Source organism: Paenibacillus sp. S28 (assembly GCF_016624415.1).
Lineage (GTDB): Bacteria > Bacillota > Bacilli > Paenibacillales > Paenibacillaceae > Paenibacillus_AQ > Paenibacillus_AQ favisporus.
This window is the reverse complement of the sequence record NZ_JACVTM010000013.1, coordinates 58,482-79,254: the sequence shown is the minus strand read 5'-3', so window position 1 is coordinate 79,254 and position 20,773 is coordinate 58,482. Positions and strand designations below refer to the sequence as shown.

At 53.2% G+C, this 20,773-nt stretch carries 20 protein-coding genes; 15 read left to right on the top strand and 5 right to left on the bottom strand.

Features of this window, described 5'->3' with window-relative positions; genetic code table 11:
* The first annotated feature begins 23 nt into the window (after positions 1–23).
* Positions 24–500 carry an SgcJ/EcaC family oxidoreductase gene (locus tag IAE55_RS25430; RefSeq protein WP_234489859.1) on the top strand — a complete coding sequence of 159 codons (477 nt, stop codon included), beginning with the start codon at positions 24–26 and terminating at the stop codon, positions 498–500.
* Positions 501–701: 201 nt separating this feature from the next.
* Here the strand turns inward: IAE55_RS25430 and IAE55_RS25425 are convergent, their stop codons facing one another.
* The 3 genes from IAE55_RS25425 to IAE55_RS25415 are packed head-to-tail and all read right to left on the bottom strand — an operon-like array spanning position 702 to position 3,845.
* On the bottom strand, positions 702–2,006 hold the full coding sequence (locus IAE55_RS25425; RefSeq protein WP_145161922.1) for an MFS transporter: 1,305 nt from the start codon (positions 2,004–2,006) through the stop codon (positions 702–704).
* A gap of 55 nt (positions 2,007–2,061) precedes the next feature.
* A complete protein-coding gene (locus IAE55_RS25420; RefSeq protein ID WP_145161920.1) occupies positions 2,062–3,207 on the bottom strand; it encodes a cysteine desulfurase family protein in 1,146 nt (381 codons plus the stop codon).
* A complete protein-coding gene (locus IAE55_RS25415; protein ID WP_145161918.1) occupies positions 3,180–3,845 on the bottom strand; it encodes an ArsR/SmtB family transcription factor in 666 nt (221 codons plus the stop codon). Before IAE55_RS25415 ends, IAE55_RS25420 begins: the two co-directional genes overlap by 28 nt.
* A gap of 375 nt (positions 3,846–4,220) precedes the next feature.
* Between IAE55_RS25415 and IAE55_RS25410 the strand changes: the two genes are divergently transcribed.
* The 10 genes from IAE55_RS25410 (at position 4,221) to IAE55_RS25365 (ending at position 13,541) form a co-directional block, all read left to right on the top strand.
* Entirely contained in the window at positions 4,221–5,672 is a 1,452-nt protein-coding gene (locus IAE55_RS25410; protein WP_145161916.1) for an amino acid ABC transporter substrate-binding protein/permease, read from the top strand.
* A complete protein-coding gene (locus IAE55_RS25405) occupies positions 5,665–6,393 on the top strand; it encodes an amino acid ABC transporter ATP-binding protein (protein WP_105445159.1) in 729 nt (242 codons plus the stop codon). The genes IAE55_RS25410 and IAE55_RS25405 overlap by 8 nt, the downstream gene beginning before the upstream one ends.
* 211 nt (positions 6,394–6,604) lie before the next feature.
* The gene (locus IAE55_RS25400; RefSeq protein WP_076173111.1) at positions 6,605–6,934 is read left to right on the top strand and encodes a PadR family transcriptional regulator; all 330 of its coding nucleotides are present in this window, start codon (positions 6,605–6,607) and stop codon (positions 6,932–6,934) included.
* The gene (locus IAE55_RS25395) at positions 6,934–8,229 is read left to right on the top strand and encodes an FtsW/RodA/SpoVE family cell cycle protein (protein WP_200634235.1); all 1,296 of its coding nucleotides are present in this window, start codon (positions 6,934–6,936) and stop codon (positions 8,227–8,229) included. The genes IAE55_RS25400 and IAE55_RS25395 overlap by 1 nt, the downstream gene beginning before the upstream one ends.
* Positions 8,230–8,358: 129 nt before the next feature.
* Positions 8,359–8,697: a PadR family transcriptional regulator gene (locus tag IAE55_RS25390; RefSeq protein ID WP_116233052.1), complete on the top strand. Its 339-nt coding sequence runs from the start codon at positions 8,359–8,361 to the stop codon at positions 8,695–8,697.
* Complete coding sequence (locus tag IAE55_RS25385) at positions 8,684–9,298, top strand: DUF2812 domain-containing protein (protein ID WP_200634234.1); 615 nt, start codon at positions 8,684–8,686, stop codon at positions 9,296–9,298. The genes IAE55_RS25390 and IAE55_RS25385 overlap by 14 nt, the downstream gene beginning before the upstream one ends.
* A gap of 278 nt (positions 9,299–9,576) precedes the next feature.
* Positions 9,577–10,638: a D-alanine--D-serine ligase VanG gene (gene vanG, locus IAE55_RS25380; RefSeq protein WP_200634233.1), complete on the top strand. Its 1,062-nt coding sequence runs from the start codon at positions 9,577–9,579 to the stop codon at positions 10,636–10,638.
* Positions 10,635–11,459, top strand: coding sequence for a D-alanyl-D-alanine carboxypeptidase family protein (locus IAE55_RS25375; protein ID WP_234489858.1), 825 nt, complete (start codon positions 10,635–10,637; stop codon positions 11,457–11,459). Before vanG ends, IAE55_RS25375 begins: the two co-directional genes overlap by 4 nt.
* Entirely contained in the window at positions 11,456–12,667 is a 1,212-nt protein-coding gene (vanT, locus tag IAE55_RS25370; RefSeq protein WP_234489857.1) for a serine racemase VanT catalytic subunit, read from the top strand. The genes IAE55_RS25375 and vanT overlap by 4 nt, the downstream gene beginning before the upstream one ends.
* 139 nt (positions 12,668–12,806) lie before the next feature.
* Positions 12,807–13,541 carry a WD40/YVTN/BNR-like repeat-containing protein gene (locus tag IAE55_RS25365; RefSeq protein ID WP_200634232.1) on the top strand — a complete coding sequence of 245 codons (735 nt, stop codon included), beginning with the start codon at positions 12,807–12,809 and terminating at the stop codon, positions 13,539–13,541.
* 95 nt (positions 13,542–13,636) lie between these two features.
* On the opposite strand, the gene IAE55_RS25360 is transcribed toward IAE55_RS25365, so the two are convergent.
* Entirely contained in the window at positions 13,637–14,011 is a 375-nt protein-coding gene (locus IAE55_RS25360) for a hypothetical protein (protein ID WP_200634231.1), read from the bottom strand.
* A 469-nt stretch (positions 14,012–14,480) separates the two neighbouring features.
* Between IAE55_RS25360 and IAE55_RS25355 the strand changes: the two genes are divergently transcribed.
* Positions 14,481–15,872: an MATE family efflux transporter gene (locus IAE55_RS25355; protein ID WP_145161895.1), complete on the top strand. Its 1,392-nt coding sequence runs from the start codon at positions 14,481–14,483 to the stop codon at positions 15,870–15,872.
* Positions 15,873–15,972: 100 nt separating this feature from the next.
* On the opposite strand, the gene IAE55_RS25350 is transcribed toward IAE55_RS25355, so the two are convergent.
* Positions 15,973–16,737, bottom strand: coding sequence for a DeoR/GlpR family DNA-binding transcription regulator (locus IAE55_RS25350; RefSeq protein WP_145139070.1), 765 nt, complete (start codon positions 16,735–16,737; stop codon positions 15,973–15,975).
* 385 nt (positions 16,738–17,122) lie between these two features.
* Here IAE55_RS25350 and IAE55_RS25345 point away from each other — a divergent pair, with 385 nt between their 5' ends.
* From IAE55_RS25345 to IAE55_RS25335, 3 genes are all read left to right on the top strand, one after another.
* The gene (locus IAE55_RS25345) at positions 17,123–17,872 is read left to right on the top strand and encodes an ABC transporter ATP-binding protein (RefSeq protein ID WP_105445251.1); all 750 of its coding nucleotides are present in this window, start codon (positions 17,123–17,125) and stop codon (positions 17,870–17,872) included.
* Positions 17,865–19,484 (top strand): ABC transporter permease, encoded by a 1,620-nt coding sequence (locus IAE55_RS25340; protein ID WP_200634230.1) that lies wholly within the window; start codon positions 17,865–17,867, stop codon positions 19,482–19,484. The genes IAE55_RS25345 and IAE55_RS25340 overlap by 8 nt, the downstream gene beginning before the upstream one ends.
* Positions 19,485–19,762: 278 nt before the next feature.
* Complete coding sequence (locus tag IAE55_RS25335) at positions 19,763–20,767, top strand: extracellular solute-binding protein (protein ID WP_234489856.1); 1,005 nt, start codon at positions 19,763–19,765, stop codon at positions 20,765–20,767.
* Positions 20,768–20,773: the final 6 nt, after the last annotated feature.

The following is a 20,773-nucleotide window of genomic DNA, read 5'->3' as shown; positions in this document are numbered from 1 at the left end:
TCAATCAAAGGAGATGAAGGAAGATGAACATGAATACAAATCAGGCGAAAGACCGGAAGGAAATTGAGCAGCTGTTTGAAAAGCTGAAATGGGCTTGGGGAAAAGGGGATGGCGAGGCTTACGGGGCATGCTTTACCGACAAGGCCGACTACGTTACTTTTCAAGGCGAGCATTTGCAAGGAAGAAAGGCGATCGCCGATGTGCATCAGGAGCTGTGGAACGGCGTATTGAGAGGGTCTACGCTGGACGGGGAGATTGCGAAAATCGATTTTATTACGCCGGAGCTGGCGATCTTTCACGGACTGGGCGCCGTCAAAATGAGATGGCAGAAGCAGGCGCCAAAGAAACGTGACTCCATTAACACCAATGTGGTTGTAAAGCAAAACGGCGAATGGCGCATCGCCGCGTTTCAGAACAGCCGGATTTCCGGACCGGGATTGATGCAAAAAATATTCACGAAGATGAGCTCGCGGCGGGCTGTTCAGCAGCAGCTTCGTTGAGACAGGTACAGGAGGATGGCCTGATCGGCGCATCAGCCTGGGAACGATTGAAGCATAGAAAGAACCCCTTTCGTCCTACTCGGCTGCCGTTGCAGCAAACCGAAACAAACGAAAGGGGGGATCTATTGTGATGATCACCTTAATACCCAAACCCGGCGGTTCCTAAATAAAGTCACGAGGGAGTATCGGTTGAAGATCGCATCAGGCTTTCTTTTTCCGCGACCAGACAATAACCGGAATTAGAAGCAAGGACAGGAATCCTCCGGCCAAAGAAAGTGCGGAGTAGCTGGATTGGGCCACAACCATGCCGGATAAAGCTCCTCCCGAAGCCCCGGCTAAGGCAATGAGCACATCCACCGTGCCTTGGGTCTTCGCCCGAGTATGCGGAGGCGTCGCGTCGACAATGGCTGCCGTCCCGCTAATCAGGCCAAAGTTCCAGCCCAGCCCTAGAAGCGCAAGCGCAAGAATGAGAAATACCATCGATTCTCCGGGCGCGAGCCCAGCCAGCAAGCCTGCCGCAAGCAAGGTGATTCCGGAAGCATAGGACATCAGAGTGTGTCCGTACTTATCGACCAGAACGCCGGTAATCAGCGAAGGCAGAAACATCGCAGCCACATGGATGCCGATGACGAGGCCGACCTCGCCCAGCCCGTGTCCGTGATGCTTCATGTGGACCGGTGTCATGGTCATAATGGCCACCATCACGATTTGGGTCAGCACCATCACCGTCGCACCGATCATGATTCCCATTTTATTCATGGCTGCGTCCTTTACGCCGGTGTTCTGCGTGCCATTCAGGCTTTCATCTGCTCGCTGTGCCTCCACCATGGCCTTGGCCACGATCAGCGGGTCTGGACGAAGGAAGATGAGGAGGACGACGCCGGCTATAATAAATGCTGCAGCAGCCAGCATGAATGGACCCGAAAGCGCTGGGAAACCTATGGAAGTGGCAAACCGTCCCGTGATATTGACCAGATTCGGTCCGGCCACTGCACCGAATGTGGTGAAGACCATAGCGGCACTGATCGCTTTAGCCCGCTGCGTTGGCAAGGCTAAATCCGTCCCGGCATACCGAGCCTGTAAGTTTGTTGCCGTTCCGGCGCCGTACACCAGCAAAGAAATAAAGAGAAGTGCCAGATTGCTTATGAGGGCTGCCAAAACGACGCCTAGCGCACCAAGCCCACCCGCCAGGAAGCCCGCTGCCAGCCCCGTCCGGCGCCCTAACCGCTGGGACAGACGGCCGACGATCAGGGCTGACGCTGCTGATCCTAACGTAATTAAGGCAGAAGGAACCCCGGCATAGCTGTCGGATCCAAGCATGTCTTGGGCAAGCAGCGCTCCTACCGTAACCCCTGCAGCAAAACCGGCCCCGCCGAAAATTTGCGAAATGATGACGATCAACATCGTCCTTTTATGGAGCTGCCGCTGCCTCTCAGGCGATTCAACATATTGCCGTAGAGGTGCAGGGAGGGGATTTACCCTTTCTACAACCGTGGTCTCTGACATCTATTGTTCCTCCCTATATTAGACGAACCAATTCATAAATGATTTGCTGTTCCCCTCACTGCAGACGATCCTGGAATAAAGAAATGACGGTCTCCACTTCTTCTGTGGTGGTGTACCGGCCCAAGCTGAACCGGATCGCTCCCAGCCCTTCGTAATCGCTAAGGCCCATGGCCCGCAGCACCGGTGAAAGGGTTGTGCTTCCGGAGTGGCAGGCGGATCCGGTGGAAGCGGCGATTTCCGGAAAACGACCCAAAATCTCCTGCCCGCTCAGCCCGAGGAAGCTTACGTTGAGCGTGTTGGGCAGATGGTTGCCGGGATCGCCATTAAACCGGATCCGGTCTCCAAAGGCTTCCTTGAGCCCTTCTTTCAATGCCTCCCGGAGGTTTTGAATTTCACGGGAACCGACCTTCTGCGCTGCCAGTGCTGCGGCTTTGCCCAATCCGACGATATAAGGCATATTTTCCGTTCCTGCCCTCCGGCCGGATTCATGGCCTGCCCCATGCACAAACGGGGCGAGTGCCGTGCCTTCACGCACATATAGTGCGCCGATACCCTTGGGGGCGTACAGCTTATGGCCGGCGATGGATAACAAATCGACGCCCAAGGCATCGACGTTCACCGGGATCTTGCCAAAAGACTGTGCAGCATCCGTATGCATCAGGATACCGTAGCGTTTGGCGATACTGGCCACCTCTTCAATGGGCTGAATCGTTCCGACCTCGCTGTTGGCGTGCATGACCGAAATGAGTATGGTATCCTCGCGGATAGCACGCTCGATATCTGCGGGTGACACCCGGCCCCAGTGATCAACGGGAACGTAGGTCACTTCAGCGCCCAGCGTTTCGAGGAAGGCACAGGGATTGAGAATCGCCGGATGCTCAATGGTTGTCGTGATGATATGTCTGCGGGGCTGGTTGGATGCAAAGTAAACCCCTTTTAAAGCGTGATTGTTGGCCTCGGTTCCTCCGCTGGTAAAAATCACCTCACTGGATTTCGCCCCGATCGCTGCGGCGATCCGGCTTCTAGCGTGCTCGATCGTTTCTTTGAGTGAAGCCGCCGCCCAATGCGACGAAGAAGGATTGCCATAGTGCTGCTCGAAAAACGGCAGCATTTCCTGGAGCACCTCCGGATCTAACGGGGTACTGGCGTTATAGTCCAGATAAATGCGTTTCGTTACCTCTGTGCTTGAAATTCCCGCCATTCGTAAACTCCTTCCTCCACCCGGAATGCTGTAAAGCCCTCACGCTGCAATTTCTCAACCGCCTCGGCCGCTGCAACGCAGTAAGGTCCGCGGCAATACGCAGCAATTGGAGTTTCCTTGGGCAGACTTTGCAGATATAGATGAAGCTCCTCCATCGGAACGGAGATCGCCCCGGGAATGTGTCCTGCCTCAAATTCATCGGCCGGGCGTACATCCAGTAAGATCATGCTGCCTTCGTCCATTTTGCGCAATACTTCATTTAAAGACAGGGTTTGTACATCCTCGCACTGACTCAGAAAGTCGTTTTTCACCCGGGTGATGTCGGCCAGCTGCGTTTCGCTCATTCGCCATAGAGCATTCAAAAAGCCCTCAATATGGGGACCAGCCAAGCAGTAGATGACATACGTCCCCCGCTTGCTATACTTCACCAGGTTGGCATCCAGTAAAATTTGGAGATGCCGCGATACATTGGCTACGCTCATTTCTGTGGCCTCGGCCAATTTTTCAACAGACTTGGGTCCTTGGGATAACAAATGCATGAGCTCGAGCCGTTTATCGCTGGACAAGCATTTCCCGATTCGGGCAAACTGCCGGTACAAGTCGTCTTTAAAAGCACGAACGGGAAAATCGTGGTCCATATCTATTCCCACCTTGCTATAATATTCAATGAATTGATTGAATTATAGTCGCGGTTCTCTTTGACCGTCAAGATCATAATGAGCTCATAGCTTGACTATATTTTACGAAAGTTCTAATGATGGTTAGGCAAACTTGTCTTGAATGGGTAATGAATGATAGCTAACTTGCTTCCTTTATCTGCAGACTGTGTTAGTCTTAGTAGTAAATTTCTTGGTTAATGGTTAGATTGAACTAAAGTAAATGGTTGAAAATGTATTTTTAGGAATGATTGGTTTTTTGGTAAAATAGGATACTAGGTGGGAGAATACCTGCCACCAAAAAAGAAAAAGTATGAAGGGGACAACATTCGGCGTTGACCGAGAAGGGGAGGACACATGAAATCATCCAAAAAGGTATTATTATTTTCATTAGCGCTGCTGCTCCTCGTGGTGACCGGATGGTCTGGTTGGACGGGAAGCGCCGCAGCTGCGCCGGATTCCGGCAAAACCTATGTCATCGGTACCGACATTACGTTTGCTCCGTTTGAGTTTCAGGACGTCAGCGGCAAGTTTGTCGGGATCGACATGGATCTGATGGAGGCCATCGCTAAGGATCAGAATTTTAAGTATGAGATCAAGCCGCTGGGCTTTAACGCAGCCGTCCAAGCGCTGGAGTCGAACCAGGTGGACGGCGTCATCGCAGGAATGAGCATTACCGACGAACGGAAGCAGAAATTCGACTTTTCCGAGTCCTATTTCGAATCCGGCGTGGTGATGGCCATCAGCAAGAACAATGACACCATCAAGAGCTATGAGGATTTGAAAGGGAAGAAGGTAGCCGTAAAGACAGGTACAGAAGGCTACAGCTTCGCCGAATCCATCGCCTCGAAATACGGATTTACCATCGTCCCGTTCGACGATTCTTCGCAAATGTACGACGATGTCAAAACTGGAAACTCCGTGGCCTGCTTTGACGATTATCCCGTGCTGGCTTATGGCGTGAACCAGAACAATGGACTCAAAATCGTAACCGAGAAGGAAGCAGGCGGCTCCTACGGCTTTGCGGTCAGCAAAGGCAAAAACCAGGAGCTGATGCAAAAGTTCAATACCGGCCTGACCAATCTCAAAGCCAGCGGGGAGTATGACCAGATTCTCGAGAAATATCTGGGTGACAATGCGTCCGGACCGGCGAACCAAAGCCGCTGGGGACTGATTCAGGATTCACTGCCGCCGCTGCTGACCGGTCTGGGAAAGACGCTGCTGTACACGATCGTATCGCTGTTCTTCGCCTTTATCCTGGGGTTGATCTTCGGCTTTATGAAGGTGAGTCGCAATAAGTTCCTTCGCGGTTTGGCAACGGTATTCGTCGACGTCTTCCGCGGCATTCCGCTGATCGTCCTGGCTTTCTTTATTTACTTCGGTATTCCGCAGGCGTTCGGCTTCACGATGCCGCTGTTCCTGGCGGCCATTCTGACGCTGACCCTGAATGCCGGCGCTTATGTAACGGAAATCATTCGGGGAGGTATTCAGTCGATCGACCGCGGACAAATGGAAGCGGCCCGTTCGCTCGGTCTGCCGTACCGCAAGGCGATGATGAAGATCATCATCCCGCAGGCGATCCGCGTCATGATTCCGGCGTTTATCAACCAGCTGGTCATTACGCTGAAGGATACGTCGATTCTGTCGGCGATCGGTCTGGTCGAGCTGACGCAGTCCGGCAAAATTATTATCGCCAGAACGTTCTCCTCATTTGATATTTGGCTGGTTGTAGCCATCATGTATTTGATTGTGATCACAATCTTAACGAAACTTTCAGGCTTCTTGGAAGGGAGATTGCGCCGTGGATAAAATCAGGGTTGAAGGATTAAAGAAGAGCTTCGGCGCCAATCAGGTGCTGAAAGGAATCGATATGCAGGTGAAGGAAGGCGAAGTCGTATGCGTGATCGGCCCTTCCGGGTCGGGGAAAAGTACGTTTCTCCGCTGCATTAACCGGCTTGAGGACATCACTGCTGGCCGTGTCATCGTTGATGACCAGGATCTGAACGATTCAAAGACGGACATCAACAAAGCGCGTGAAAATATTGGGATGGTGTTCCAGCATTTTAACCTGTTTCCGCATTTCAGCGTGCTCAAGAACATCATGTTTGCTCCGATGGAGCTGGGCAAAATGAACGCGAAGCAGGCGCGCGAAACGGCGCTGCGCCTGCTGGACCGGGTCGGACTCGCCGACAAGGCGGATGCGTTCCCGAGCCAGCTATCGGGCGGGCAGAAGCAGCGGGTGGCGATCGCCCGCGCGCTCGCGATGAATCCCGACGTCATGCTGTTCGACGAGCCGACGTCCGCGCTCGACCCCGAGATGGTCGGCGAAGTGCTGGGCGTCATGAAGGATTTGGCCGCAGAAGGCATGACGATGATGATCGTCACGCACGAGATGGGCTTCGCCCGCGAGGTGGCGGACCGGGTCATCTTTATGGACGGCGGCTACATCGTTGAGGAAGGTCCGCCGGAGGAAGTGTTCGGCCGGCCGAAAAACGAGCGTACGATCAGCTTCCTGGAGAAGGTGCTGTAAGCACGTTATAAGCATGAGTGAAGCCGCGTACGTGATGAACCGTTATTCGGTGCTCACAGCGGTTTGGATGAAAGCCCGGATGGGCAGCGTTAGCTGCTTGGCCGGGCTTTTTTCATTTGGTCCCCATCTATTGCCAATCCAAATGCTGTTCGATATACTCATATACATAGTATTACGATGTATTGTAAATCTAGGTATTAGGAGAATGAGCATGGCGATTAATAAAGAGCTGCTCAAGGGCAGCACGGTCATTTTGCTGCTGACGGTGCTGAACAAGAAGGAAATGTACGGTTACGAATTAATCAAGGAAATCGAGAAGAGCTCCGAGGGCGTTTTTTCCATGAAAGAGGGAACGTTATATCCCATCCTGCACACACTGGAGTCGGAAGGCTGGCTGGAAGCGTACTGGAGCACGCATGACGGCCGCAAACGGAAGTACTACCGGATAACCGACCAGGGCCGGAGTCAGCTGAAAGAAAAGCAGCAGGAGTGGGTCCGGTTCCGCACGGCGGTCGATACGGTGATCGGGGAGGGAATCTAATGCGGGCTGTGGAAAAGGATGCGGCGGTTCAGGAGTTTCTCGACCGGGTGTGCCGGCATATCCGCGTTAAATCCATGCATGCCGAAATCCGTGAGGAGCTGGGAAGTCATATTGCGGAACGGATGGACATGCTGGCATCCGAAGGAGTTGCTGAAGAGCATTGCGCGCAGGAAGCAATTAGGCTGATGGGCGATCCCGACGACATCGGACGAAGCCTTCACCGGGCGCATAAACCTGTGTTCGACTGGAAGCTTGTTGTTCTATTAGGGCTGCTGACGATTGTGGGGTTGTTTGGATTACTGAATGTGCAGATGTCTGGCCGAAGGATTTGGATGCTCGCTCAGTTTTTTGAGAAGAAGCTGTTTTATGTTGCGCTAGGATTTGTCGGTCTGTTTATCTGTTATTTCCTGGACTACCGAAAGCTGAGGAAGTATTCCGGAGTAATATTCTGCGGGACCATCGCTTTAATGGCTTTAACGTTGAAGGTAGGCATCACGACGAATGGGCAGACGACCAGTCTGGCGATCGGTTCCTTCAGCCTTAATGTGATGGCCGCATCCATACTGCCTTTGCTCATTGCGACGTCAGGAATGAACTATAAGTTCCGGAGTAGCGATATAGTCGGCTGGATCAAGTTCGGGGGCCAAATGGCCGTTCCGGTCGTGCTGTACTGGCAGAGCGGCTCCTTGCTGTACGGCTGCATTTATTTAGCGGGGTTCGGAATCATTGCACTGCGGCACAATCGGTTTCCACTGCTGGCTATCGGACTGCCGATCCTTTCTTTGTACATACTCAAACTAACGCAAACCCCTTACCTTGTGGAGCGGCTGCACTCCTTTTTGAGCGAAAAGGATAAGGATTACCAGACCTTGCAGACGATCGTAGCGATCCGTTCGGCGGGGTGGACGGGCCACGGATTTGCGGCGGCGAACGAAACCCTTCCGTATATCTATGACGAATCGATGTACCCGTATCTCATTTATTGTTTTGGATGGGGTGCCGGGAGCGTCATCGGGCTGCTGGTCATTGGATTCATGATACGAATTTGGAAGATGAGCGTGTCCATTAGGGATGAATATGCCACCTGTATATTTTCCGCGTTCATCGTCGTATTTGGCATTCGGCTGTTGTGGCCGCTGCTTATGGCGTACGGCGTGGTGCCCATCGTGGGGCAGAGCCTGCCCTTTGTCGGCTATGGCGGGTTCACGCAGGTGATTGATTTTTGCGCCATGGGGCTGCTGTTATCGATCTATCGGCGCAAGCAGATGCTTCCCGCAAGGATGGAGACCGTTTGAAATTAAGGCCAAGCCCGATACTTTCGGGTTTTGGTCTTTTTGCTATTGCAATATACAGTGTAACTGTATATAGTGTAAGTATACAGTTGAACGATATAAAGTGTGACTGAGCAAAAGGGAGGCACTTCATTGAGCAGAGATAAACATTTACCGCTGACCGAAACGGTATATTATATTTTGTTGGCGCTGCTGGAGCCGGCGCATGGTTATCTGATTATGCAGAAGGTGGAGGAGCTCAGCGCGGGGCAGGTCCGGATGGCGGCCGGCACGCTGTACGGGGCGGTGGACAATCTGCTGAAGCAGAAATTTATCCAGCCGACTGCGAGCGAGGACAGCCGCCGCAAGGTGTACGTCATCACGGATCTGGGACGGGAAATGCTGAGACAGGATTACGAGCGGATGCGCCACATGATCGAAGTAACCAATATGCAGTGGGGCAAGGAGGAGTTGCTGCATGAAAAAATATAAATTTTTTACGAATTTGGACCAGGAAGAACAGTGGCTGAACGACATGGGCCGGCAGGGTTATACGCTTGTCCGGAAGTCTATCGGCTATCAATTCGAGCGAAGCGTACCGGAGGAAGCCAACTACCGGATCGACTTCCGCACGTTTAAGAATCAGCGCGACTTTGAGGATTATGTTGCCCTGTTCGAGGACAGTGGCTGGACGCATGTCGCCGGCACGAAGGGGTCGGGGGCTCAATATTTCAAGCAGAACGGTGACCAGGGGAACGAAGATATTTTCTCTGATGCCGACTCCAAGGCGGCCCGGTATAAGCGGATTTCCGACATGTGGATGACGCTGTGCTGCTGCTTTATCCCGATTTTCGCAGTGCTGATTTCGACCGACGCCATTGACGCGTCCGTCATTCTGAAGCCCCAATCGCTGTATTACACGCCGGGATTGTGGGAAATGAACGGTCCAAGATTTTGGCAGGCGTTCCTGTTCGAGACGCCGTTTGCGCTGTTCCGCGGGATCGTCTGGATGGTCATTCCGGTTATGATTATCGTCTACTCGGTTTTCGCCTACAAAGCCAAAAAGGAATACGACAAGTCCCAGCAGCAGTAATGTCGATGGGAGCCAATGGAGGATGCTGCTCTTGCTGGCATCTTCCTTTTTTCATGTGGATGGCAGCCGGCGAGCAGTTTGGCAACATCGGGCTCTGCATCGGTTGAGCATGGATGCCCGTTCATGCCAGCGGGACCGGCTCTTTAATCTTTCTTTAGATTTCCTTTAATATTAATTTCTGTTTACTTAACATCCTCTCCCTATAATCAAAAGCATCTTAGGTTCACGCTCAGGCGCTCACGCGGAGTGGGCACCGGACCGGAAATGGGGAGAAAGAGATGCAGAAAAAAACGATCGCCGTACTGTTTGGCGGCTGCTCAACGGAATATGAAGTCTCGCTGCAATCGGCGGCTTCCGTTATAGATCATTTGGACAAGGCCAAATATGAGCTGGTGCTCATCGGCATTACCCGGGAAGGAGCCTGGCTGAGGTACCACGGAGATCCGGAGGAGATCCGCAGGGACCGCTGGCATCAGCATCCGGGGTGCATCCCTGCGTTTCTGCCGCCAAGCAGGGAGATGGGCGGAATCGTGGAGTTGGTCGGGACGGAATACCGTTTGACGCCGGTGGACGTCGTATTCCCGGTTCTTCACGGCAAAAATGGGGAAGACGGCACGCTGCAGGGGCTGCTGGAGCTGTCGGGCATTCCTTTTGTCGGCTGCGGCACACTGGCTTCTGCCCTTTGTATGGACAAGGAGGTTGCCAGCAAGCTGGTCAAGGCGGCTGGAGTGGAAGTGGCGGGTTCGGTCACGGTCCTCGCAGGAGACGACTTGTATGCGGCCGCCAAATCGGCTGAGACGCTGGGCTACCCCGTCTACGTTAAACCGGCCAAGTCCGGTTCCTCTTTCGGTATTACGAAGGCGTACGACAGGCTGGCGCTCATGGACGGCATCCGTGAGGCACTGCAGCATGACGACAAGGTGGTGGTCGAGCAGAACATTGCCGGATTTGAAGTGGGCTGCGCGGTTCTGGGTCATCGGGAACCGTTCATCGGAGAAATCGACGAGATCGAGCTGCAGGGCGAGTTTTTTGACTATACGGAAAAATACCAGCTGATTTCGTCTAAGATCCATCTGCCTGCCCGGATTTCGGAAGAAACGGCGAACCGGGTCAAAGAGACCGCGCGCCGCGTCTATCGGACGCTCGGCTGCCGCGGCCTGGCCCGGGTGGACATGTTTATTACCGAAGGGGAGCGGATCGTATTCAATGAGGTGAACACGATGCCCGGCTTCACGGCCGCCAGCCGCTATCCGAATATGATGCGGGCCAGCCACCTGCCGTACCCGGACCTGATGGACCGGCTGATCCAGCTGGCCGAAGCGATGGAGGTGGTCCGATGATCGGGGTTGTAGGCACGGAAGGCCGAGTGATTCATATCCAGCCGAGCATGGTGCACCGGGGTCACCTGGTCCTCATTAACAGCGAGCACCCGCTCCGCCAGGCGCCTTATTCCAAGAGCCTCGCACCTGTGGAATCACTCGCTCATACCAGCACTCATGAGCGGGTGATGCGTCTGGAACGCAGCTGCCTGCAGCAGCTGGAGGCGCTGCTGGACGCCTGCGGGGGCCGGGGAGGCATCGGAGTGGTCAGCGGCTACCGCACCGCGATGGAGCAGCAGCGCATCTACGACCGGTCGCTGGTGGAGAACGGGGAGATTTTTACCGCGAGTTACGTGGCTCGTCCCGGAGAAAGTGAACACCAGACCGGACTGGCGGCCGATGTGGGCGATAAGCATACGGGGGTCGACTATTTATGCCCTTCGTTTCCGGAGGGCGGCGTTTATGCCTCTTTCCGGAAGCTGGCAGCAGAGCATGGCTTCATCCAGCGTTACAAACAGGGCAAAGAGCATCTGACGCACATTGCCTGCGAGCCTTGGCATTTTCGCTATGTGGGCGTGCCGCATGCCATCATCATGGAGCAGTATGGGATGTGCCTGGAGGAATACACAGACTACTTGAAGCAGTTCACCCTGAAGGGGCCGCATCTATTCAAGAAGGTGAAGGAACATCTCGTGGAGATATATTTTGTCCCCGTACATGAAGAAGAGCAGGTGCTGACGATTAAGGCCCGCCCTGAAACAAGAGTGGAATGCTCGGGGAACAATGTGGACGGCTGCATCATCACCGTCTTCCATGATTTGCGGAAGGGGCTGGTGGGTTGAGGGCGCATCGTCTTCGGGCAGAGACGTTTCCTGTGAGATGGGGATACTCGCTTACTTCTCCGGGCGAAAAGAGAGAGATCCGTCCTTCCCTATCCCACCGGGCGTGGGCGGAAATCAGCCTGGATCACTTGCGGCATAACGCCGAAGAACTCCAGCGGCTTCTCCCATCGGGGTGCCGCCTGATGGCGGTGGTCAAAGCCAATGCGTACGGACACGGCGTTGTAGGGATCGCGCGGCATCTGAACCGTTCGGGGATTCACTGCTTCGCCGTGGCTGAAATCGGGGAAGGGATTCTTTTGCGGGAACAGGGCATCCAGGGGGAGATTCTAATCCTTGGCTACACCGATCCAGAGAGAGCCGCTGATTTATCCAGGTACCATCTGACGCAAACGATGGTAAGTTGGGAATACGGGCAGGCCTTGGAAGCGCGCGGTATCGACCTGGAAGTTCATGTCAAAATCGATACCGGCATGAACCGGCTCGGCGTACCCCACCAAGATACGGAGTCGATTCTGCGGTGCTATGATTTTGTCAATCTTCGAGTGACGGGCATATTCAGTCATTTGTCCATGTCGGACGGACTTGGACCGGAGGAGACCGAATTTACGCGCCGGCAGATCGCTCACTTTGATGGTGTGGTCGCGCAAATCAAGAAAACGGGCATCGATCCAGGCCTTGTGCATCTTCAGAGCAGCTACGGCATGCTGAATTACCCGGAGCTGCGCTATGACCGGGCCCGGCCGGGGATCGCGCTGTACGGCCTGCTCAGCCAGGAGGGCGACGCCGTGCGGTGCCAGGCCGAATTGCGGCCTGTGCTGGCGCTCAAGGCGACCGTGACGCAGGTGAAGGAGGTGCAGGCCGGGCAGCCGGTCGGCTACGGACGCCGCTTCGTGCAGGAACACGATATCCGGATCGCCACGGTATCCATCGGCTATGCCGACGGCGTTCCAAGGATACTGTCGGACGGGGGTGGACAAGTCCTGATCCGCGGGCAGCGGGCCACCATCATCGGCAGCATCTGCATGGATCAGCTGACCGTCGACGTCACCGGTATCGACGGCGTAATGCTAGGGGACACCGTCACGCTGATCGGTCAAGATGGCGATGAGCAGATCACCGCCGGCGAGATCGCCGCGCGCTGCCGTACGGTCACCAACGAAATCGTGAGCCGGATCGGCAGCCGGGTGCAGCGCATATATGTTCAATAGCTGCTGGAGACGGCGGCTCAGGCTGCCGAGATCGTTCTCGACAGCCTGAATAAGTAATAGTGCACTTGTTTTATTGTTAAGAGAAACAATCTGGGTATACTTGGCATCTATATAGTAAAACCGGATTGGGGTGTTCTTAATGAAGCGAGCTGTTTATTTTATCTCAATCGTCATGCTATCTCTAATTTTTACAGGATGTTCGTGTAACTCCATCGTTAAAGAAAATACGAATAATTCTTCCACATTTATTAATTCGGAAAAAACGAATTCTCAGGGCCAAGATCCCCAGTCAACAAAAGAAGAAACTGCCATTACGGGAAACATAACTTGGAAGGCTCAGTATGAACCCATCGGCATGTTTGCAGTAAAAATGGTTTTATCTCAATCCACAGATCAAGGTAAAACGTGGACTATCGTGACAAGCAGTGACCAGGAAGGCAGCACAATACCTGGCGGGGCAGAGTCCTTCACATTTACCGATGCAAATACCGGCTGGATCGTAACGAATACACCAGCGGAAGGTAAGGTTGGGGCTTATAAGTCAATCGACGGAGGTAAGTCGTGGTTCGATCTTAACCTGCCTGTTCCAGACGAGTTACAAAGCTCAAACATAAAGGCCGTTCTCCCTTACTTTTTGAATACAGACATATGTGTTATGATGACAACTCAAACGGACGAATCACCAGAATCATCGAAAAGCCTGTTCTACGTTTCTATAGATGGTGGAGTTGAATGGAGTCCTATCTTTAATCAAAGTGAAGGAACGGACAAAAGCCTTCACTGGAGTAAAGACAAAAACAACAACTACAGTTTTTTCATCGGTAAAGAAAAGTGGGAGTTCACAGGATCTCAATGGTTAAGAAACAGCAAATAGCCGGTTTGTCGTTCTATTTAGCATACATAAGTGTCGTAGTGCCGCTGGGTACAGCGGCTTTTTTGCGCTTATGGCTGTGGTCGGGGTTACCGCCGTTACTTCGTTGTATTTCGGCGTTTGAACTCTTTTATGATGACGTTTTTTGCGGAGACGATCAGCATTTCCGGGATGAGAACGCACCCGATGTATAGCAGGATGATGAACGGAAGGGAAGCCGTGAAAATAGCGAAGGTTTGTTCTTCCTGCGGCTTCATGATAACCAGCCATAAAGGGATCGCGACCACCCAGGTTAATAGGTTGGAGATCAGCAAATAGGTCAGGTTTTCCCACAGCAAGCTGAATAGAATCAAAACAGCAATAGGGATCGTCCACGAATCTAGCGGCTGATAGAGACTCAAAAAGCAGAAGAAAGCCATGGGATAGATCAGAGTGATCACGATTTGGCTGACCTTAATTCGACTCCGTTTCATTTGGCACCCCTTTCTTTTACGTGATGTAATAAAAAACCACCGCCTTGTGAATGAACCTCCAGCGGTTAGCGATGCCTAACAAACGAGGGGACAGGCATCGATGAATCCTCCATCCCTATTCGTTTCAAAACCCCATTGTATTCGCTGCAGACCCGCGAAATCCCTTTTAAACGGACCGGAATAAACTATATTTTCATGCCTTTGAAAAAACACAGAAATTAACCGTTGACAGGGGCCACCCCCGGTGATAACCTCAACCAGAGGAAAAAAGCCAACCTGCTATACGATATGTATGATTGATTAACGCGGCAGACCCTTGAGGAGCCGTTTTTTAAAGACGTTATGTCCTTTGTGGACCCCTAGATCCGCATACCTGGCAAGCCGACTCTTCTTTCCGAAGGGTTTTTTCATTTTATAAAAACGTGGGCATGCTGCCAGATGCCTAATCCGACAAAAAGAAAGTGATCCCTTGTATCAGCTAAAGTTTAAGGCGAACACCGAGCGCCTGCTAGACAAACATCTTACCGGTGAATCGATCGATTACCGGCAGATTATTTCCCTGTTCATTCCGATTCTGATCGACCAGGCGTTTATTATTTCGCTGAACATGGTCAACGCCGCCATGATCAGTTCGGCCGGAGTCGCCGCCATCAGCGCCGTCAATATGGTCGACTCGCTCAATATTTTTCTGGTCAGCGTCTTTATCGCCATGTCGACGGGCGGAACGGTCGTCGTCGCGCAGTATAAGGGCAGCGGCAACGACCTGATGGTTTCCAAAGCAGCGTCCAGCACCGTCTCCGCCTGCGCGATTCTGGCGCTGGCTCTCAGTCTGATCCTGGTCTTGTTCCACCAACCGCTGCTCAGCGTGCTGTTCGGAGCGGCTTCGCCGGAAGTCATGGACAATGCCAAAGTGTATCTGCTCGGAGGTGGCGTGTCTTTTGTGGGAATCGCCATTACTGAAGCGGTGTGCGGCGCGCTGCGCGGGATCGGCAAATCGAGGGCTTCGCTCATGCTGTCCCTTTTCATGAACTTGACCTACGTCGCGCTGAATTTGGTGTTTATCAACCTTTTGCACATGGGCGTTCTTGGCATGACGATCGCGATCAACATCGCCCGGTACCTGGCGGCCGCCTGCGCGCTGTACTTTCTGGTGAAAAGGGACACCGATCTGCATTTCCAGCTCCGGTCCATCGTTCAGGTGAACCTGAAGATGCTCCGCAAAATCTTTAACATCGGCATCCCGTTTGCAGCGGAGCAGATGTTCTTTAACGGCGGTAAAATGCTGACCCAGATCTTCATCGTCGGCCTTGGCACTTATGCCATTGCCACCAATGCGATCAGCGGGTCGCTGGCAGGCGTCTCCCAAATTCCGGCGAACGCTCTCTCGCTCACGCTGGTGACGGTAGTGGGGCAGTGCATCGGACGGAGAAACGTGGAGGACGCGCGCAAGTTCACCAAGACGTTCCTGTGGCTGGCGTCCTTCTCCTTCGTGCTGACGGGTGTGATCATGATGGCCTTGTTCCATCCGCTGGTCAGCCTGTTCCACCCGCCGAAAGAGATCGTCGGGGACATCTTCACGGTCCTGCTCATCAACCTGATCGCGCAAGTACCGCTTTGGGCTATCAGCTTTATTATGCCGTCGGCGCTGCGGGCCGCGGGGGACTCCAAGTTCACCTCGCTGGTCTCCATGCTGTCGATGTGGCTGTTCCGGGTCATCCTGGGCTATGTGCTCGGCATTGTGCTGCATTGGGGAATCGTCGGCGTCTGGCTGGCGATGAACTGTGAGTGGGGCGTGCGCGGCACCGTCTTCCTGCTGCGTTTCATGGGCAAGAAGTGGTATCAGCACCGCTTGATTGATTGAATATATACGATATCCATTCCGAATTTTACGGTAAAAAAAGGACTTTCCCCGGCTTGTCAGCCGATCTGGGAAAGTCCTTTTGCGTTAGGCGGTTGCTCCGCTATTCGTCCGCAATAATAAGCTTCGTCTGCGTCTTTTTAAATTTGGCGGCATAACTGCGGTCCACCAGGTTGTCTGTCACGATCGCATCGATTTTGTCCAGCGGCGCGATCGCAATGGTGACGTCCCGGCCGAATTTGCTGCTGTCGGCGGCGACGAAAACCTCTTTGGACAGCTCGATCATCTTTTTGCGCGTGGTCGCTTCCTCCAGATTGTAATCGGAAATTCCCCGTTCGGTTGTGATGCCGCTGCAGCAAATAAACGCCTTGAGAACGTTCAGTTCATGAAAGTTGAAAATATACTCAAACGTTACGACCGACTGCTCGTCCTTACGGATTTTTCCCCCGATGATCATCAGCTCGATATCGGTGTTCATCAGCTCGGTAATGACCGGGATGGAGTTGGTAATGACCGTCAGCTTCTTCTTGTCCTTGATGTATTTGGCAATATGGTACGTCGTCGAGCCGCTGTCGATATAAATGCAATCCCCGTCCTGAATGTATTCGCAGCATTTCCGGGCGATGGTTTCCTTCTCCTCCAGGCGGTCGATCATGCGCTCATCCATGGAAGGCTCGCCATACTTGGGCTCGGCCAGCTTGATTCCGCCATAGATTTTGACGATTTTCCCCTGATTGGCCAGCACATTGATGTCCCTGCGCAGCGTGTCTACGGAGATGTCCAGCTCTTCGGTCAGCTCGTTCATCTTCAGCACCTTGCGGACGTTCAGCAGGTCGATGATTTTCTTTTGTCGTTCTAATGGCAGCATGTTTTTCACCTGTATTTATGACGTGGAAGCCTCGATATTCAAGTTAAGTCAATACCAGTGTACTGATTACACCTTGCAACTTCAATACCATTTATACCTTGGAGCCCCAGGTTTCTGCCTGAGCATCCTGCCCGAAACTGCATGGTCTTGCACCAGCTAAAAAAGGGCCGTTGCCGTCAAACGCCATAGCGCCGAATCGGTACTCCAAAGTACTGGTTTGGCGCTTTTTTTACGTATATATGAGAAGAAATTAAGGTGATTTAGGATGAAGTTAGTCAAAACATATGAATAACATATGCATAATTTACTTCGGCTTTACACAATGGACGATTTGGATTGACATTCGCTTTTTATACTGGGGTTGTGTTTATGGGAGGTGAGCCGTCTGCTCAAGCTGCAGCATATTCGTAAACAATTCGACGAAAAGGTAGTTTTGGAAGACATCAGTCTCGAGATCGACACGGGCGAAATTGTATCGCTCCTCGGTCCGAGTGGAAGTGGGAAGACGACCCTTCTCGGCATTATTCTCGGGTTAACCGATATGGATCAAGGCAAGATCCTGTTTAATGGCAACGACATCAGCCGGGTGCCCATGAACAAGCGGGGTTTCAATATCGTGTTTCAGGATTATGCCCTGTTCCCGAATTTGAACGCTTACGACAATATCGTATACGGGCTTCGCAACAAGAAGGGAGTCAGCAAGGAGGAGGTTCAGGAAACGATCGATTTTCTTGAGCTCGGGCCCCATCTGAAAAAAAGAATCAGCGAACTGTCCGGGGGCCAGAAGCAGCGGGTGGCTTTGGCCCGAACGCTGGTCACTAAGCCGAAAATCCTGCTGCTGGATGAGCCGCTCAGCGCCCTCGACGGGGTGATCAAGGAATCGATCAAGCAGCGGATTCAATCGATCGCGCGGGAGTTCAAGCTTACGACGATCATTGTGACCCACGATCCGGAAGAGGCGCTGACCCTGTCGGACAAAATTCTGATCATCAACCAGGGTCAAATCGCCCAATACGGCACGCCGCAGGACATCATCCAGCAGCCGGCGGATGCTTTCGTGGAACAGTTTATCATCCGGCAGCTGCAGATCAAACGGCAGAACATTTACCAGCTTTTTGGTGCAGCCCATGCATAAAGTCAAGCCTGAAATGCGTGTGATCTTCATCCTGATCGTGCTGCTGTTCGCCGTGTTTCTGTTCATCCCGCTAGTGGTGCTGCTCATTCGCTCTTTGGAAAATGACCAGGGCTTTACGCTTGCAAACTATATCGATGTGTGGAGCAACCGGGACCTGGCCCGTTCCATTCTGAACAGCGTCAAAATATCGGCGCTGACCGCACTCATCACGACGGTGCTCGGCTTTATTCTCGCTTATGGTATTCACTGTACCAACGTGTACCGGCCCATCAAGGGCGTAGTAAGAATGTTGGTTTCGCTCCCGATGCTCCTGCCCACGATTACCTACGGATTCGCCATCATGTACTCCTTCGGCAACCAGGGGCTGATCACCCGGATTACGGGACGGAACTGGTTTGAAATTTACGGATTCAACGGACTGCTGCTCGGCTATGTCATTTACACGCTGCCGCCGGCCTTTCTGCTGATCCACAATGCGTTCCGCTACGTGGACCGGAAGTTTATCATCGTCTCCAGGTTGATGGGGGACGGCACGCTGCGCAGCTTCAAAAATACGGTGCTGCGGCCGATGGCGGGAGCGCTGGGCGGTGCGTTGATCCTGTCGTTTATCCTGAGCTTTACCGATTTCGGGATTCCGGCGTCGGTCGGCGGCACCTACGAGGTCGTGGCAGGGCAGCTGTACCAGGTGATGCTCGGCTCCATCCCGGATTTTAACCAGGGGGCGGTCGTTGCGATCGTCATGCTGATCCCGGCGGTGTTTGGCATCTGGCTGCTGCAGGCGCTGGAAAATCTCAATTTCCACGTCGATAAAATGGCCGATACGCCGCTGCCCAAGCACCGCATACGGGATACGAGCTTCGGGATCCTCTCCCTGGTGGTCGTGCTCGGCATGCTTTCTATCTTTGCGGTAATGTTTATCGCGCCGTGGACGAACGGATACCCGTACGATCTTACGTTTACCTTCAAGCATGTGGCGAGTGTGCTGGAGTCCGGAGATCTCACAGGGGTGTACAAGCATTCGCTGTGGGTCGCGCTGCTGACGTCCGTCTTCGGCACCCTGGCTGCTTATGCCGCAGCGCTGCTCAATGTGCGCACGAACCTGCGGTGGCGGGGAGTCACGGATACCATCTCGATGATCACCAACACGGTGCCGGGCATGGTACTGGGGATTGCGTACCTGCTGTTTCTGAACGGGAGCAGTCTGAAAGGTACGTTTACGATTCTGATGCTGTGCAACATCGTCCATCTGTTCACGACGCCGTACCTGATGGCTAAAAATGCCCTTTCCCGGATGAACCCGTCCTGGGAAACGACAGGGGAACTGCTCGGGGACAGCTGGCTGCGGACTGTCCGGCGGGTGGTGCTGCCGAATTCGGCCGCCACGGTGGTCGAAATGTTCGGATACTTCTTCGTCAACGCGATGGTGACGATCAGCGGTATCATCTTTCTGGTATCGGCGCAGACGTCGGTGGTGGCGAGCAAAATCAAGGAGCTGCAGCACTTTGCCAAGTTTAATGAAATTTTCGTGCTGTCCATACTGATCTTCGCAACCAACCTGATCATCAAGGTGCTGTGCGAAATATTGCAAAGACGGAGGGCGGTGCAGCGGTGAGCCCAGGGTTTGCTCTTCGCCTAGCGGGATTAATGGCAGCTGTTTCACGATTTCTTAGTATCGCTCTGGAAGGTTACATGGCTAGCTATGAATACAGTCTACACTCGCATTGACATGGCTTTGAATTTGTTTTCACTATCATTCACTCTTTTCGCCAAGCCCAGCGTAGGGGCCGAAATCCGTTTGGAGAAGCGCAGCGATCGGAAAACCGATTCGGACCCGGAGCGGCCTCTAAAGCAAATTAGTAACTATTTTATTTGAAGCGAGGGAATTTACCCATGTCCATGTCCAAGTCCAAAACGTTCAAAGGCCTTCTGCTCACCCTGCTCGCCATCAGCCTGGTATTCGCCCTGGTCGGATGCAGCAGCAGTAAAGCGGAGGAATCCAAGAAGGTCGTCATCTACACCAACGGCGATGAAGAAGCGGTAGCCGCCATGGAGACTGCGCTGAAAAATGCCGGTTACGACGGCAAATACGTGCTGCAGTCACTCGGCACTTCCGAGCTCGGCGGAAAGCTGATGGCGGAGGGCAGCGATATCGAGGCCGATCTCATCACGATGAGCTCGTATTTTATCGACAGCTCGCAGAGCAAATACCACATGTACAAGGACCTGTCTTTTACCACCAACGCCATGGATTCCTACCCTTCCTACTATACGCCGATTCTGGCCAATACCGGATCGATCTTCGTGAATACCGAGGTACTGAAGCAAAAAGGATTGGAGAAGCCGGCATCGATCAAGGATTTGACGAAGCCTGAATACAAAGGCCTGGTATCGATTCCGAACATTATGGACTCCTCCACCGGCTGGCTGCTCGTGCAGGCCGTCATCACGCAGTACGGAGAAGAGGAAGGCAAACAGGTGCTGCACGATCTGATCGCGAACGTCGGCCCGCATTTGGAGAGCTCTGGCTCCGGCCCGATCAAGAAGGTCGAAGCCGGCGAAGTTGCCGCAGGCTTCGGACTGCGGCACCAGGCGATCAAAGCTAAGGCTTCGGGCGCGCCAATCGATTATGTCGACTCGTCGGAAGGTAACTTCTCGCTGACCGAGTCCATCGCGGTGGTCGATAAGAAGAACGCCACGACCGACCTCGCCATGAAAATGGCCGAGACGATCATCAAGGATGCGCGCAAGGACCTGATCACGAACTATCCGGTCGCCCTCTACCAAGGTGAGACGGTGGAAGACATCAACAAGCCGGCCAAATCGATGAAGTTCGCCAAACCGCTGACGGTGGAGCTCCTTGAGGAGCATCAGAAGTTTTTTAACGATGCCAAATAACAAATG

What these genes read in the sequence shown, in the direction of transcription:
- IAE55_RS25415 (WP_145161918.1), bottom strand. Translation starts at nt 3,845, where the DNA reads ATGGACCACGATTTTCCCGTTCGTGCTTTTAAAGACGACTTGTACCGG.
- IAE55_RS25400 (WP_076173111.1), top strand. Translation starts at nt 6,605, where the DNA reads ATGGCGATTAATAAAGAGCTGCTCAAGGGCAGCACGGTCATTTTGCTG.
- IAE55_RS25365 (WP_200634232.1), top strand. Translation starts at nt 12,807, where the DNA reads ATGAAGCGAGCTGTTTATTTTATCTCAATCGTCATGCTATCTCTAATT.
- IAE55_RS25420 (WP_145161920.1), bottom strand. Translation starts at nt 3,207, where the DNA reads ATGGCGGGAATTTCAAGCACAGAGGTAACGAAACGCATTTATCTGGAC.
- vanG (WP_200634233.1), top strand. Translation starts at nt 9,577, where the DNA reads ATGCAGAAAAAAACGATCGCCGTACTGTTTGGCGGCTGCTCAACGGAA.
- IAE55_RS25335 (WP_234489856.1), top strand. Translation starts at nt 19,763, where the DNA reads ATGTCCATGTCCAAGTCCAAAACGTTCAAAGGCCTTCTGCTCACCCTG.
- IAE55_RS25425 (WP_145161922.1), bottom strand. Translation starts at nt 2,006, where the DNA reads ATGTCAGAGACCACGGTTGTAGAAAGGGTAAATCCCCTCCCTGCACCT.
- IAE55_RS25410 (WP_145161916.1), top strand. Translation starts at nt 4,221, where the DNA reads ATGAAATCATCCAAAAAGGTATTATTATTTTCATTAGCGCTGCTGCTC.
- IAE55_RS25375 (WP_234489858.1), top strand. Translation starts at nt 10,635, where the DNA reads ATGATCGGGGTTGTAGGCACGGAAGGCCGAGTGATTCATATCCAGCCG.
- IAE55_RS25430 (WP_234489859.1), top strand. Translation starts at nt 24, where the DNA reads ATGAACATGAATACAAATCAGGCGAAAGACCGGAAGGAAATTGAGCAG.
- IAE55_RS25385 (WP_200634234.1), top strand. Translation starts at nt 8,684, where the DNA reads ATGAAAAAATATAAATTTTTTACGAATTTGGACCAGGAAGAACAGTGG.
- IAE55_RS25350 (WP_145139070.1), bottom strand. Translation starts at nt 16,737, where the DNA reads ATGCTGCCATTAGAACGACAAAAGAAAATCATCGACCTGCTGAACGTC.
- IAE55_RS25340 (WP_200634230.1), top strand. Translation starts at nt 17,865, where the DNA reads ATGCATAAAGTCAAGCCTGAAATGCGTGTGATCTTCATCCTGATCGTG.
- IAE55_RS25360 (WP_200634231.1), bottom strand. Translation starts at nt 14,011, where the DNA reads ATGAAACGGAGTCGAATTAAGGTCAGCCAAATCGTGATCACTCTGATC.
- IAE55_RS25395 (WP_200634235.1), top strand. Translation starts at nt 6,934, where the DNA reads ATGCGGGCTGTGGAAAAGGATGCGGCGGTTCAGGAGTTTCTCGACCGG.